We start from the raw sequence: 14,579 nt of genomic DNA, 5'->3' as shown, positions 1-14,579 counted from the left end.
AAATATATGGTAAATATTGTCATTGAAGTTTCAAAATACCTGATGATCCTGCTGATCGCGGCCTATACCTACTGGAATTTCAGCTATTTCCGGTTTCGGGATCCGTGGCAGCAGGGCAGGGTATGCGTCCGGCAGAATGTGGCGATGTTTCTGCTGCATTTTGTGGCGTATGCTGTGCTGTTTTTAAAATCAGAGGATGAGCGGGTTATCCTGTTTTATGCGGCCCAGGTCATATTCCTGGCCGTGTATCTGGGACTTTATAAGGTGTTTTATCCGCTGCGCTCCAGGCTTTTGGTCAACAATATGTGCATGCTTTTATGCATTGGATTTGTAATCCTGACCAGGCTGGATTTTGATAAGGCCATCCGGCAGTTTGTCATCGTTGCCGTATCAGCTCTGGTGACCTGGATCATTCCCTTTATCATGGAACGGCTGTGGCAGCTGGCGAAGATTCCGTGGGTGTACGGATTTGCTGGCCTGGCGCTGCTGATCGTTGTCTGGATCATCGGAAATAACAGCTTCGGCGCGCAGCTTTCCGTGAATATTGCGGGCATTGCCTTTCAGCCGTCAGAGTTTGTAAAGATATTTTTTGTATTTTTTGTGGCATCCATGTTTTACCGGGATACCGAGTTTAAAACCATTGCGGAAACGACAGCCATGGCGGCGGCCTATGTGCTGGTGCTGGTGTTATCCAAGGATCTTGGTAGCGCATTGATTTTTTTCCTGACTTACCTGACGATGTTGTTTGTTGCAACCGGCAGCTTTCTGTATCTGTTTTCCGGTCTGCTTTGCGGCTGTGGAGCGTCGGTGGTAGCATACCAGCTATTTGGTCATGTGCGTACCCGTGTGGCGGCGTGGAAAAACCCCTGGGCAGACATTGACAACCGCGGTTACCAGATTACCCAGTCTCTTTTTGCCATCGGCACGGGCGGCTGGTTTGGCATGGGACTTTACCAGGGCATGCCTTATAAGATCCCAGTTGTAGAAAAAGACTTTGTATTTGCGGCAATTTCTGAAGAACTGGGTGGAATCTTTGCGCTCTGTGTGCTGCTCATCTGCCTGGGCTGCTTTTTGCAGTTTGTGCTTCTGGCAGCACGGATGCAGGCTCTGTTCTATAAGCTGATCGCCTTTGGTCTTGCCATGGTTTATGCGGTTCAGGTGTTTTTAACCGTGGGCGGAGTGACGAAATTTATTCCGTCTACCGGTGTAACCTTGCCGCTTGTCAGCTATGGAGGAAGTTCTGTTTTGAGCACCTTTATTATTTTCGGGGTGATTCAGGGCCTGTACATTCTGAAGCGGAATGATGAGGAGGACTATGAAGAAGAATTCGACTGATAAGAAGACAACAGAAAAGCGGACAGCCGGAAAGAAATCAGCAGAACAGAAAGCAGACAGAAGTATCCTCTGTATCACCTATGTGATGGTGGGACTGTTCGTCTGCCTGATGGGATATTTCGGCTATTTTCTGCAGGTGCAGAGTGAGACTGTCATCAACAATTCCTACAACGCGCGCCTGGACAGCTTCTCCGACCGCATCATCCGCGGTGAAATCTTAAGCAATGACGGCACCGTGCTGGCGAAGACCGATGTGGCGGAGGATGGGACCGAGGTGCGGGAATATCCGTATGGGAGCCTGTTTGCCCATGTGGTGGGCTATTCGGATCAGGGTAAGACCGGCCTGGAATCCCTGGCAAACTTTTACCTGTTAAGCTCTCATATGAACCTGGTGGAACAGGCAGTGAATGAGTTATCCGATGTCAAAAATCTGGGTGACCAGGTGGTGACCACGCTGGACGTTGGCCTGCAGCAGGCGGCTTCCGACGCACTGGGCGACCGCAAGGGCGCCGTGGTGGTGATGGAGCCGGATACCGGCAAAATTCTCGCCATGGTTTCCAAGCCGGGCTTTGACCCAAACCAGCTAAGCAGCCAGTGGGAGAGCCTGATCTCCGGCGACAACACGGAGGCACAGCTGTTAAATCGTGCGACCCAGGGGGTTTACCCGCCGGGCTCAACCTTTAAGATCGTCACGCTGCTTGAATATATCCGTGAGCATCCCGATACCTGGGAAGGCTTTACCTTTGATTGTAACGGTTCCTTTGCGTATGGAGACTACAAGATCTCCTGCTACCATGGAACAGCCCACGGCCACCAATCACTTTTGCAGGCCTTTGCCAATTCCTGCAACGGCGCCTTTGCGAGCCTGGGACTCACTATGGATCTGGAACATATGAAGCAGACCAGTGATGAGCTGTTGTTTAACCGGGATCTTCCCATTTCGCTGTCTTACAGCAAGAGCTCTTATGCCATGGGGCCTGGCGCGTCGGACTGGGAGCGGCTGCAGACTGCTATTGGTCAGGGCAACACCCAGATGACGCCGTTACACAATGCCATGATCACAGCGGCCATTGCTAATGGCGGCACGCTGATGAAACCATATCTGATTGACCACGTGGAATCCGTAGCGGGTGAGGAAGTAAAGAAATTCCTGCCTTCCGCTTACGGAAACCTGATGACTTTCCAGGAGGCTTCCACGCTTTCTATGTTCATGCGGAGTGTTGTGACGGATGGAACCGGTTCCGGGGTCCGCACCGATGCCTATTCCGTAGCCGGAAAAACCGGGTCTGCGGAATTTGAGACCGGCAAAGAAACCCACGCGTGGTTTACCGGGTTTGCCCCGGCGGAGAATCCGAAGCTGGTTGTCACCGTGCTGGTGGAGGAGGCCGGATCGGGCGGCCATGTGGCGGCACCGATCGCAAGAAGTATTTTTGATACCTATTTTTCAAGATAAAAATAGAGATATATCGCGTTACACAAAAAATTTTAGGAGTGACAAAGGAGGAAACGCATGTTTCATGCAAAGGAGTATGTGAAGGCGGAAAGCCTGGAACAGGCATATGAGCTGAACCAGAAACGAAGCAATGTTCTGGTAGGCGGTATGATGTGGCTGAAAATGAGCAGCGGAAACCGGAATACGGTGATCGACATAAGCGGTCTGGGCCTGAATCAGATTGAGGAGACGGAGGATGAATTCCGGATTGGCTGTATGTGCAGCCTGCGGGACTTAGAGCTTCATGAGGGCTTAAACCGTTACTTTGACGGCGCGTTTCGCGAGTGTACCCGCTGGATCGTCGGAACCCAGTTCCGCAATGGAGCAACTGTGGGCGGCAGCATTTTTGGACGTTTTGGTTTTTCCGACATTCTTACCTGCATGATGGTTCTTGACACCTATGTAGAGCTTTATAAAGGCGGAACCGTTTCTCTGGAAGAATTTGCGCAGATGAAATACAGCCGGGATATCCTGGTGCGCATCATCATCAAAAAGGACGGCAGGAAGGCAGCTTATGTCAGCCAGCGCCGTTCTAAGACGGATTTCCCACTGATTGCAGTTGCGGCAGCAAAAAAAGAGGATATGTGGTACATTTCCGTCGGAGCAAGACCTTCCAAAGCAGCTTTGGTAAGCCGTCCGGTTCAGACCGGGTGCGAGATTTCTGATCAGGCGAAGGAAGCAGTCAGCCTGTTTTCCTTCGGCAGCAATTTGCGGGGCAGCGCGGATTACCGTAAATCTCTGGCAGAAATCTATGTGAGAAGACTCATGGAACAGTTAAGCGGGGAGGAGGCGTAAGCATGAAAATCAGACTGACTTTAAATGGAAAAAAAGTGGAAGGGGAGATCAAAGCAGATACCCTTCTGTTAGATTTTGTCCGCGAAAAAGGCTGCTATAGCGTCAAGCGCGGATGCGAGACCTCCAACTGCGGCCTTTGTACTGTATGGCTGGATGGAAAGCCGGTGCTTTCCTGTTCAGTGCTGGCAGCCAGAGCTGACGGGCATGAGATCACGACTCTGGAGGGACTCCAGAAAGAGTCCGAGGAATTTGCGGATTTCCTGGCAAAGGAAGGCGCGGATCAGTGCGGTTTCTGCAGTCCGGGACTCATTATGAATGTGCTGGCTATGGAGCGGGAGCTGGTAAACCCGACCATGGAAGAGGTGCGGGAGTATCTGGCTGGAAATTTATGCCGCTGTACCGGTTATGCCGGACAGATCCGTGCCCTGGAAAACTATTTAAACCGGAAGAAGGAGGCGTAATCCATGGAACCGAAGAGAAAATATGTAGGCGCGTCTGTGATCAAGAAAGACGCAAAGGCACTCCTTTCCGGAAAGCCGCTTTACACCGATGATATCGCACCGAAGGACTGTCTCGTCGTGAAGCTTCTGCGCAGCCCCCACGCCCATGCGCTGATTGAGGAGATCGATCTTTCCAGAGCCTTAAAGGTAGAGGGAATCGAGACAATCCTGACCTATAAAGACTGTTCCCAGAAGCGTTTCACCATGGCAGGCCAGACCTACCCGGAGCCGAGCCCTTATGACCGCCTGCTGCTGGACCAGAGAGTCCGCTTTGTGGGTGACGCGGTAGCTATCGTGGCAGGTGAGACAGAAGAGGCCGTTGATAAGGCTTTGCGCCTCATCAAAGTAACATATCAGGTGCTGGAACCGGTCCTGGATTTCCACACCGCGAAGGATAATCCGATCCTGGTACATCCGGAGGACAACTGGAAGAGCCTGTGCCCGGTAGGAGCAGATAACAAGCGAAACCTCTGCGCATCCGCGGAGGACGGAAATGGTGATGTGGATGCTATCCTGGCAAACTGCGCCCATGTCATTGACCGCACCTACCATGTAAAGGCGAACCAGCAGGCCATGATGGAGACCTTCCGTACCTTTACCACCATGGACGCTTATGGACGTTTAAATGTCACTTCTTCTACCCAGGTTCCGTTCCATGTGCGCCGTATTGTGGCTCACGCACTGGACATTCCGAAGTCCAAAGTCCGCGTGATCAAGCCGAGAATCGGCGGCGGCTTTGGCGCAAAACAGACTGTGGTAACCGAAATTTATCCGGCACTGGTTACCTGGAAGACCGGAAAACCGGCCAAGCTCATTTACACCCGTTATGAGTCCCAGATTGCTTCTTCTCCGCGTCATGAAATGGAAGTGCATGTGCGCCTGGGTGCGGATGAGAACGGAATTTTCCAGGCCATCGACCTGTATACCTTATCCAATACCGGAGCATTTGGTGAGCATGGACCGACCACTGTCGGCCTGTCCGGGCACAAATCCATCCCGATCTATTCCACGCCGAAGGCTTACCGGTTCTGTTATGACGTTGTTTATACCAATACCATGTCAGCAGGCGCATACCGTGGTTATGGCGCAACCCAGGGCGTGTTTGCGCTGGAGTCCGCGGTCAACGAGCTTGCACGGGAGTTACAGATGGATCCGACCGTGCTGCGTGAAAAGAACATGGTACATGAGGGTGACTTCATGCCTGCTTACTACGGCGAAACCGCCAACAGCTGTGCCCTGGACCGCTGCATGGCAAGAGCAAAAGAGATGATGCACTGGGATGAGAAATATCCATGCCGTGATATGGGCAACGGCAAAGTCCGTTCTGTTGGTGTAGCTATGTGTATGCAGGGATCTTCCATTTCCAATCTGGATGTGGGATCCATCACTTTAAAGTTAAATGATGACGGCTTCTACACCATGATGATAGGCGCATCCGACATGGGTACCGGCTGCGACACCACGCTGGCCCAGATTGCGGCAGATGTGCTGGGCTGTGATTTGGAAAACATTGTGTCCCACGGTGTAGACACCGATGTTTCCCCGTATGACTCCGGCTCCTACGCGTCCAGTACCGCTTACCTGACCGGCATGGCGGCTGTGAAGGCATCCAACTCCATGGTACGCCTGATTACCGAGAAGGGCGCGGAGTATCTGGAGAAAGAGCCGGAAGAGGTGGATTTTGACGGCGAGCAGGTATTTGCAAAGGACGGTTCCGCCTCCATCAGCTTAAAAGATATCGGAAACCGCGCTATGGCGAACAACGGAAAGGCCCTTGAGGTTACCGAGAGCCATTCCTCACCGGTATCCCCGCCACCGTTTATGGTCGGCATGGCTGAGATTGAGATGGATAAGGAAACCTGTGATTTTGAACTGGTCAATTATGTGGCAGTGGTAGACTGCGGAACCCCGATCAACCCGGCCATCGCCCGGGTGCAGACCGAGGGCGGCCTGGGACAGGGAATCGGCATGGCCATGTTCGAGGATGTGACCCGTTCCGAAAAAGGACAGGTTTACGAGAACTCCTTCATGCAGTACAAGCTTCCGACCCGTGTGGATGTGGGAAATATCCAGGTGGAATTTGAGAGCAGCTACGAGCCCACCGGCCCGTTTGGTGTCAAATCCATCGGAGAGGTTGTCATTAACACGCCATCCCCGGCCATTGCGGCGGCGGTAGCGGCTGCCACCGGTGTCCAGATCCGGGAACTGCCAATCACAGCGGAGAAGATTTTCCGTGCAAAGCACGAAATGTAAAAGGGTTTTGAAAGAACTCTGCAAGTAACACAATAAGAAACTTGCAACTTGCCCGAATTCGAGGTATACTAAAACCAGTCTATGCGACACACCAAAGCTGTGTTTTCCGGCACAGCGCAACAGGAGGAATTGCAATGATAGAAGCAACGAGCTGTGGAGGTGTGGTTATATTTCGCGGCAAGATCCTGGTCCTCTATAAGAATTACAAGAACAAGTATGAGGGCTGGGTCCTTCCAAAGGGAACTGTAGAAGCCGGGGAGGAATACAAAGAGACGGCTCTTCGGGAAGTCAAAGAGGAGACCGGCGTGAGCGCATCCATTATCAAATACATTGGAAAAAGCTCTTATTCCTTCAATACGCCGCAGGATATGGTGGAGAAAGACGTACACTGGTATCTGATGATGGCGGACAGCTATTACAGTAAACCACAACGGGAAGAGCATTTTGTGGATTCCGGATATTACAAGTTTTATGAGGCTTACCACCTTCTGAAATTCTCCAACGAGAAACAGATTCTGGAGAAGGCTTATAACGAATACCGGGACCTGAAAAAAGCGAACCTCTGGGGCAGCAAGAAGTATTTTTAAGATTTTGCAAGGCAAATGAAACAGAATGTAAGAACAGGGAATCCAACGGATTCTCTGTTTTTCTGCCCGGGATTGAAACCGGGAGATTAGGAAAGAAAAAGGAGGAATTGAGTGTATGAAGTATGATGTGATTATTGTGGGCGCAGGCCCGGGCGGCATTTATTCCGCTTATGAGCTGACTAAGAAGTGCAGCGGCAAAAAGATTGCGGTGTTTGATTCCGGTTATACCTTAAAGAAGCGTCACTGCCCGATCGACGGTGACAAGATCAAAGCCTGCATCAAGTGTAAATCCTGCTCCATCATGAGCGGATTTGGCGGAGCTGGCGCATTCTCTGATGGTAAATATAACATTACCAACGATTTCGGCGGCACCCTGTACGAGTATATCGGCAAAAAAGCAGCCACCGAGCTCATGGAATACGTGGATGAGATCAACATGGCCCACGGCGGCGAGGGTACCAAAATGTATTCCACCGCAGGAACCAGCTTAAAGAAGGTCTGCATCCAGAACCGCTTAAAGCTGCTGGATGCATCTGTGCGTCATCTGGGAACCGACATCAATCTGGTGGTGTTAGGACAGCTTTACGATGAGTTAAAGGAGCAGGTGGATTTCTATTTTGAGTCTCCGGTTACCCACATCGAGAACCTGGAAGACGGAACCTACCGTGTGTGGGTAGGCGAGACTTCCTATGACTGCGAGAAATGCGTGGTTTCCGTAGGAAGAAGCGGAAGTAAGTGGATGGAGCATATCTGTAAGGAACTGGATATCCCGACCAAGTCCAACCGTGTGGACCTGGGTGTGCGCGTGGAGCTTCCGGCAGTATTATTCTCTCATCTGACCGACGAGCTTTACGAGAGCAAGATTGTATACCGCACCGAGAAGTTCGAGGATAACGTGCGTACCTTCTGCATGAACCCGCGCGGTATTGTGGTAAATGAGAACACCAACGGCATTGTAACCGTAAACGGACACAGCTATGAGGATCCGGCCAAGCAGACCGAGTGCACCAACTTCGCCCTGCTGGTATCCAAGCATTTCTCCGAGCCGTTTAAGGACAGCAACGGCTACGGCGAGAGCATTGCGCGCCTTTCCAACATGCTGGGCGGCGGTGTTATTGTACAGCGTTTCGGTGACCTGGTGCGCGGAAGACGAAGCACCCAGAAACGTATTGAGGAAAATATGTTCATGCCGACCCTGTCCGCAACCCCGGGCGATTTAAGCCTGGTGCTGCCGAAGCGTATCCTGGACGGCATCATTGAGATGATCTACGCGCTGGATAAGATCGCGCCTGGTACCGCCAACGACGATACCCTGCTGTACGGCGTGGAAGTCAAATTCTACAACATGGAAGTAGATGTGGATGAGAACCTGGAGAGCCGCCACAAAGGCCTTTACATCATCGGCGATGGCAGCGGCGTGACTCATTCCCTGTCCCATGCATCTGCCAGCGGTGTGTATGTAGCGAGAAAAATCGCGGAAACTTTATAGAGATAAACGATCTGCCGGACGTTTGTTCAGTGGAAAATGCCTGTTGTTTGTGTATCATGCAGACAGCAGGCAAATCCGCTGACAGGCGCCCGGCAAACGTGTATGAGGAGATTTTGTCATGAAATCATCGAATGAACTGCGCACAATGCTGCGCGCCATTGACCATAAAAGTTATCCGGCCTACAAATCTCTGGCCGGGGCGTATCAGTTTGGAACCTATGTGCTGGTGATTGACCATGTGCAGGGGGATCCGTTCGCCTCCCCATCCTCCGTTCATCTGGAAATTCCCTGGAAGCTGTCTGGATTTTCCGAAGAACTGCGGGATCAGGATTGTAAACGGATTGCGCTGCAGGACCACCTGACGAGACTGTTTTCTGCCCAGACGGAGCGGTTCAGCTTTCAGGCGAAGGGTTCCGGCAAGAGCGGCCTGATTTCCATCAGCCGCTGCGGGCAGGAGGTTCTGGAGCGCAGCGCCTGTGAGATCGGCCGGGATACCATTACCGTGCGTTTTCATGTGGGCTTTCCGGCTTTCGGAAGAACCATTGACGCAGGCGGACTGGAGAAGATTCTGTTTGATTTTCTGCCGAAGGCGGCGGAGAAGAGCTTTTTTGCCAAAAATCTGGACCGGAAATCGCTTCAGGCGGCGGTATGGCTGGCAGAAGACCAGACGGAGCTGCGCCGCCAGATGCGGGAGCGAAATGTGGTGGCCTTTGTGGCAAACGGCTCCATTCTGCCGAGAAAAAGCGGCGTTTCGGACCAGCCCATGAAGGACAGCATTCCCTTTGTTTCCCCGAAGACGATGGAAGCATCCTTTGTCCTGCCGCATCACGGAGAGATCCGCGGCATGGCAGTTTTAGCTGGCATCGCGCTGATCGTGGGTGGCGGCTATCATGGAAAATCCACGCTGCTTTCCGCTTTGCAGATGGGCGTGTATGACCATATTGCGGGAGATGGACGAGAGTTTGTTCTGGCAGATGAGACCGCGGTGAAGCTGCGGGCAGAGGAGGGTCGTTCCATCCGCAATACCGATATTTCCCTGTTTATCAATGACCTGCCAAATGGTAAGGACACGAAAAACTTTTCCACGCCGGATGCCAGCGGCAGCACTTCCCAGGCGGCCGGCGTGGTGGAAGGCATTGAAGCAGGAAGCAGGCTGTTTCTGATTGATGAGGATACCTCCGCTACCAACTTTATGGTGCGGGATGATTTCATGCAGCAGGTTATCAGCCGGGAGAAAGAGCCCATCACGCCGTTTCTGGAGCGGGCGCGGGATCTGTATGAGAAGGCAGGCGTGTCCACGATTCTGGTAGCGGGAAGCTCCGGAGCGTTCTTCTATATCGCGGACCACATCATCCAGATGGATTGCTATAAACCGGTAGAGATCACGGAGCGGGTGAAGGCACTTTGCAGGGAGCATCAGGCGCCGAGAACGCAGGCGCCGGGCTTTGCAGTTCCGGGGTTTGCGGAGGCGTATGCGGCAGGAAGAGCGGCAGGACGCAGAGAAGAGAGGGCAGAACGCAGAGAAGAGAGGGCAGAACGTGGTGGTTCTGGCGGAGTTATGTCTGGAACGTGGGCCAGAAAGCCGGAAGGTGCGGATGACCGGAAAGCCGGGAAAGGAAGACCGGAGCATGGCAGAGGCGGCCGAGGCGGCGATCATGCCCAGGAGCACAGCAAAGTGAAAACCTTCGGACGCGATTCCTTCTCCATCGACCGGGAGACCGTGGATCTGCGCTATGTAGAGCAGCTGGCGGATTCCGAGCAGACATCCGCGTTGGCTTATCTGACCCGCTATGCCCTGGAACAGCTGGCTGACGGACGGAAAACTCTGCGGCAGATTGCGGCAGAATTGCAAAAACGGATTGAGACAAAAGGCTGGGACGGCCTGACGGGCTCCTATGTGCCATGCGGGCTGGCGAAGCCGAGAATCCAGGAAGTATTCGCGGCGCTGAACCGTTATCGTGGGTAAAAAATTTGGAGCAGTTCACAGTTACCGGTTACCAGACCATATCGGAATATGGCCGGGAAGATGAGTGCTACTTTGAAGAAGACGGCCGTCTGGTGATGGATGCGGAAACTGCGGAATCCGTGACCGAGAATGATTCTGTGACTGAGCATGATACAGAGGAGAGCGGGAATACTAAAGCTGGCAGCGAATCAGCAGATACGCAGTCAGACACGGAAAAACAGGCAGACAGGAGAAACGATGAATACGGAAAATAAAAAATCAAATTCTGATTATGAAGAACTGATGCAGTATCTGGAGGAAGCTCAGGCCTATGAGACGGCACTGATCCTCTTTGAGTGGGACGAGGAGACACTGGCACCGGAGGAGGCCGGGAACCGCACAGCGCGGATGCAGGGCGTTTTGTCATCATCCTATCAGCGGATCATGATGAGTGAACGGGTAAAGGAACTTGTGGACAAGTGTCTGCGGGAACTGACCGGAAAGCCAGTGTTGGAGACACCGGATGGCGAACTCACGGAAGAAGGCATCCGCTATGCCATCCTGAAAGCCGCAAAGCGTACCATCGAGGAGGTATCCTGCATTCCGCCGGAGGAATACCGGGCGTATCAGGAGCTGACCTCGAAATCCACCCGCATCTGGACAAAGGCACGTAAAGAAAATGATTTTGCTTCCTTTGTGCCAGTGTTAAAGGAAATCATAGATTACCAGAAAAAGTTTGCCTCCTACCGTCAGAAGGACGGGCAGAAGCTTTACGATGTGATGCTGGATTCCTTTGAGCCGGGCTTTACCATGGAGAAGCTGGATGAGTTTTTCGGCATGTTAAAGGAGCATATCGTTCCGCTGTTAAAGCAGGTGATGGAAAGCCCCGTCTGTATTCAGGATGATTTCCTGGACGGGGACTATTCCGAGGAGAAGCAGCGGGAACTGGCTGAGTATCTGGCAAAGTATGTGGGTTTTGACTTTTCCAGGGGAGTTCTGGCAGTCAGCGCCCACCCGTTTACCACAAACCTGCATAACAGGGATGTGCGCATCACCACCCATTACAAATCCCGCGTGGATTCTTCGGCATTTTCTGTGATCCATGAGAGCGGTCATGCCATTTACGAATTCGGCATTGATGACCGGTTAAGCCAGACACCGGCCGGACAGGGAACCTCCATGGGCATGCATGAGTCCCAGTCTCGGTTCTTTGAGAACATCATCGGCCGCAGCGAGGCATTCTGGATCCCGGTATACGGAAAACTGAAAGAACTGTTCCCGGGGCAGCTGAAAGGTGTGGGAAGAGAAATGTTTGTCCGCGCCATCAATAAGGTACAGCCGGGCCTGATCCGAACCGAGGCCGATGAACTGACCTACAGCCTTCATGTGCTGGTTCGTTATGAACTGGAGAAAATGCTGATTGAGGAAGACTTGGATGTGAAGGAGCTTCCGAAGCTCTGGGCGGACAAATATGAGGAATACCTGGGTATCCGCCCGGAAAATGATACAGAAGGCGTACTCCAGGACATCCACTGGGCCCAGGGCTCCTTCGGCTACTTCCCGTCCTACGCACTGGGAAGTGCCTTCGGCGCCCAGATGCTCTCCCAGATGAAAAAAGAGATGGATTTTGACCGTCTGCTGGAGGAAGGAAAGCTGGATGTGATCCGGGAGTACTTGAGAAAGCACGTACACCGCTATGGAAAGATGAAAGACAGCCGGGAGATTTTAAAAGATCTGACCGGGGAAGACTTTGAACCGAAGTATTATGTGGAGTATCTGGAGGAGAAGTACCGGAAGCTCTATGAGCTGTCACGATAAAGGAACCTGGAAAGCGAACTCCGGGTCGAGCTTTTTGCGCGGGCGGCAAACGGAACGACTCCGACGGATGCCGGTTTTCTGATAGGAGCCGCTTCCCATGCGGATCTGGCGTCCAGGACGGTGTACCACGGAAAGCCAGCTGATCTACCGGTTCTGCCAGGAAAAGGCCGGAATCGGAATCGATGCGGATATTCATGAGGAATCGGAGTTGCCGGAGGGCCTGCGCAAGATCGAACTCTGCGATGCCATTCCGTGGAAAAAGAATCGCCGGACGCTCTGGTCGTGGCAGTTGGATCCAGCCCGCTTGTTCCGCCAATCAAGGGACTGAATGGTGAAAATGTAGTCATTGTGAATGATTATTACCGGAAAAACTTCCGGAATCATGAGAATTTTCGCAGACCGGATACATAAAATAAATGAAAAGTATGCAGGTACAAAGATGCCGGTAAATCAGAAACTGGAAAACCTTTTAAATCTTTCTCTGGATACTACGGCAGAAGAGCGGAGCCGGTCTTCCGAACTGGAGACTGGCTACAACCCGGAGGAACAGACCTGGGAGCTGATCGTAAAATACTCCGGGAGTCTGGATGCGGCGCGGGAGCTTGGTGCCCTGGTGGAGGAAATGCGCAACGAGTACGCGATTCTGACGGTAAAAGAAAGCCAGATTCCGCTGATCAGCGCGCTGCCGCAAATTGAATATATCGAAAAACCAAAGAGGCTGTTCTTTGCCATAAATCAGGCAAAGGCAGCCTCCTGTGTTAATATTTTACAGGAAACACCGCCTTATTTGAGCGGAAGAGGCGTGCTGATCGCAGTGCTGGATTCCGGGATTGACTATTTTCATGAGGCATTTCGGCGGGAAGATGGGACTACCCGGATACTGGAGCTGTGGGATCAGACGCAGAACCGGATTTATACGGAAGCGGAGATCAACCGGGCGCTGGAGAGCGGCAGCAGGGAGGCAGCACGACAAGTGGTTTCATCTGCGGATGTCAGCGGACATGGGACGGCGGTGGCTGGGATTGCGGCGGGAGACAGCAGAGGGGGAGCAGCGGAACGGAATTTTGAGAGCGGTGGGCGGAGCAACGGAGTTGCGGGCGGCAGCACTGTACCTGGCATGTACCGCGGTATCGCTTACGAGAGCGACCTTCTGGTGGTGAAGCTTGGCACCGCCCGCCCGGACGGTTTTCCCAGAACCACAGAACTCATGCGGGCCGTCAACTACGCGGTTTCCTTTGCTGCAGAGCGTTTCCTTCCGCTGATCATCAACATCAGCTTTGGCAACACCTACGGTTCCCACGATGGAACCAGTCTGTTGGAAACCTTTCTGGATGACATAGGAAATTACGGACGGACCACGATTCTGGTGGGAAGCGGCAATGAAGGAGCGGCCAGCGGTCATACCTCCGGCACGTTGCAGATGCGAAGAACAGAAGAGGTGGAGTTTACCGTTTCTTCCTATGAAAGCAGCTTCAGCATCCAGCTCTGGAAAGCCTACAGTGACCAGTTTACGGTCAGTCTCCAGGCACCGTCCGGGGAACGGTTTGGGCCGTTTTCAGAAGAACTCGGACCAGTCCGGTTTCGTTACCGGAAAACGCAGATTCTGTTGTATTACGGAAAGCCGGGCCCCTACAGCACAGCCCAGGAACTGTATTTTGATTTTATCCCGGATGAGGGCAGCTATGTGGAGGAAGGAATCTGGACCTTCTTTTTAAGGCCGGTCAGCCTGGTCTGCGGTCGCTATGATTTCTGGCTTCCCTCAGCCGGAATCCTGAACACGGCAACCCGCTTTCTTCGCCCCACGCCCGATACTACCCTGACGATTCCTTCCACGGCATCCAAAGTCATCACCGTGGGAGCTTACAACAGCTTTTACAATTCCTACGCGGATTTCTCCGGCCGCGGCTTCACCCGCCTGACCAGTCAGGTAAAACCGGACATTGCCGCGCCCGGCGTAAACATCACGGCCCCGGCGGTAAACGGCGGTTATCAGTCCGTCACCGGAACCTCCTTTGCCACACCCGTGGCCAGCGGGGCGGCAGCGCTTCTCATGCAGTGGGGCATTGTGAATGGGAATGATCCGTTTTTGTACGGAGAGAAGGTGAAAGCGTATCTGAGGAGAGGCGCAAGGAAACTGCCGGGGATTGCGGAGTATCCGAATCCGATGGTGGGGTATGGGACGCTGTGTGTGCGGGACAGTTTGCCGTAAAGCGTTAGAATTCAAACACTTTGATGCTTTTCAGATAAATCAGACCGTGTTATACTCTGAATCAGAAATTGAGAAAAGGACGTAACTGTTCAGTAGGTCTGCGCATTCACTGCGCTGACCGTATGAAAACATGGGCTTGCAGGCAAAAATCCCATT

General features: G+C 52.7%; 12 protein-coding genes. All 12 read left to right on the top strand.

Annotated features, from left to right (window positions below; all coding sequences use genetic code 11):
- Positions 1-6: 6 nt before the first annotated feature.
- The 12 genes from WMO41_RS13360 (at position 7) to WMO41_RS13305 (ending at position 14,423) form a co-directional block, all read left to right on the top strand.
- Positions 7-1,335, top strand: coding sequence for an FtsW/RodA/SpoVE family cell cycle protein (locus WMO41_RS13360; RefSeq protein WP_349230186.1), 1,329 nt, complete (start codon positions 7-9; stop codon positions 1,333-1,335).
- The gene (locus tag WMO41_RS13355) at positions 1,316-2,788 is read left to right on the top strand and encodes a peptidoglycan D,D-transpeptidase FtsI family protein (RefSeq protein WP_349230185.1); all 1,473 of its coding nucleotides are present in this window, start codon (positions 1,316-1,318) and stop codon (positions 2,786-2,788) included. The genes WMO41_RS13360 and WMO41_RS13355 overlap by 20 nt, the downstream gene beginning before the upstream one ends.
- A 57-nt stretch (positions 2,789-2,845) precedes the next feature.
- Positions 2,846-3,622 (top strand): FAD binding domain-containing protein, encoded by a 777-nt coding sequence (locus tag WMO41_RS13350; RefSeq protein ID WP_349230184.1) that lies wholly within the window; start codon positions 2,846-2,848, stop codon positions 3,620-3,622.
- A gap of 2 nt (positions 3,623-3,624) precedes the next feature.
- Complete coding sequence (locus WMO41_RS13345) at positions 3,625-4,083, top strand: 2Fe-2S iron-sulfur cluster-binding protein (protein ID WP_177292070.1); 459 nt, start codon at positions 3,625-3,627, stop codon at positions 4,081-4,083.
- A 3-nt stretch (positions 4,084-4,086) separates the two neighbouring features.
- Positions 4,087-6,375, top strand: coding sequence for a xanthine dehydrogenase family protein molybdopterin-binding subunit (locus WMO41_RS13340; RefSeq protein ID WP_349230183.1), 2,289 nt, complete (start codon positions 4,087-4,089; stop codon positions 6,373-6,375).
- Between the two features lie 134 nt (positions 6,376-6,509).
- Complete coding sequence (locus WMO41_RS13335; RefSeq protein WP_118533268.1) at positions 6,510-6,962, top strand: NUDIX hydrolase; 453 nt, start codon at positions 6,510-6,512, stop codon at positions 6,960-6,962.
- Positions 6,963-7,077: 115 nt separating this feature from the next.
- Positions 7,078-8,451 (top strand): NAD(P)/FAD-dependent oxidoreductase, encoded by a 1,374-nt coding sequence (locus tag WMO41_RS13330; protein ID WP_349230182.1) that lies wholly within the window; start codon positions 7,078-7,080, stop codon positions 8,449-8,451.
- A 118-nt stretch (positions 8,452-8,569) separates the two neighbouring features.
- On the top strand, positions 8,570-10,417 hold the full coding sequence (locus WMO41_RS13325) for an ABC-ATPase domain-containing protein (protein WP_349230181.1): 1,848 nt from the start codon (positions 8,570-8,572) through the stop codon (positions 10,415-10,417).
- A gap of 5 nt (positions 10,418-10,422) precedes the next feature.
- Positions 10,423-10,671, top strand: a complete 249-nt coding sequence (locus WMO41_RS13320) for a hypothetical protein (protein ID WP_349230180.1) — start codon at positions 10,423-10,425, stop codon at positions 10,669-10,671.
- The gene (locus WMO41_RS13315) at positions 10,655-12,214 is read left to right on the top strand and encodes a carboxypeptidase M32 (RefSeq protein WP_349230179.1); all 1,560 of its coding nucleotides are present in this window, start codon (positions 10,655-10,657) and stop codon (positions 12,212-12,214) included. The genes WMO41_RS13320 and WMO41_RS13315 overlap by 17 nt, the downstream gene beginning before the upstream one ends.
- Positions 12,215-12,311: 97 nt before the next feature.
- Positions 12,312-12,542, top strand: a complete 231-nt coding sequence (locus WMO41_RS13310) for a hypothetical protein (protein ID WP_349230178.1) — start codon at positions 12,312-12,314, stop codon at positions 12,540-12,542.
- A gap of 111 nt (positions 12,543-12,653) precedes the next feature.
- Positions 12,654-14,423, top strand: a complete 1,770-nt coding sequence (locus WMO41_RS13305; protein WP_349230177.1) for a S8 family peptidase — start codon at positions 12,654-12,656, stop codon at positions 14,421-14,423.
- The last annotated feature ends 156 nt before the right edge of the window (positions 14,424-14,579 follow it).

It is taken from the genome of Ventrimonas faecis, assembly GCF_040096075.1.
Classification (GTDB): Bacteria; Bacillota; Clostridia; order Lachnospirales; family Lachnospiraceae; genus Brotaphodocola; species Brotaphodocola faecis.
This window is presented reverse-complemented; position numbering and strand designations above follow the sequence as displayed.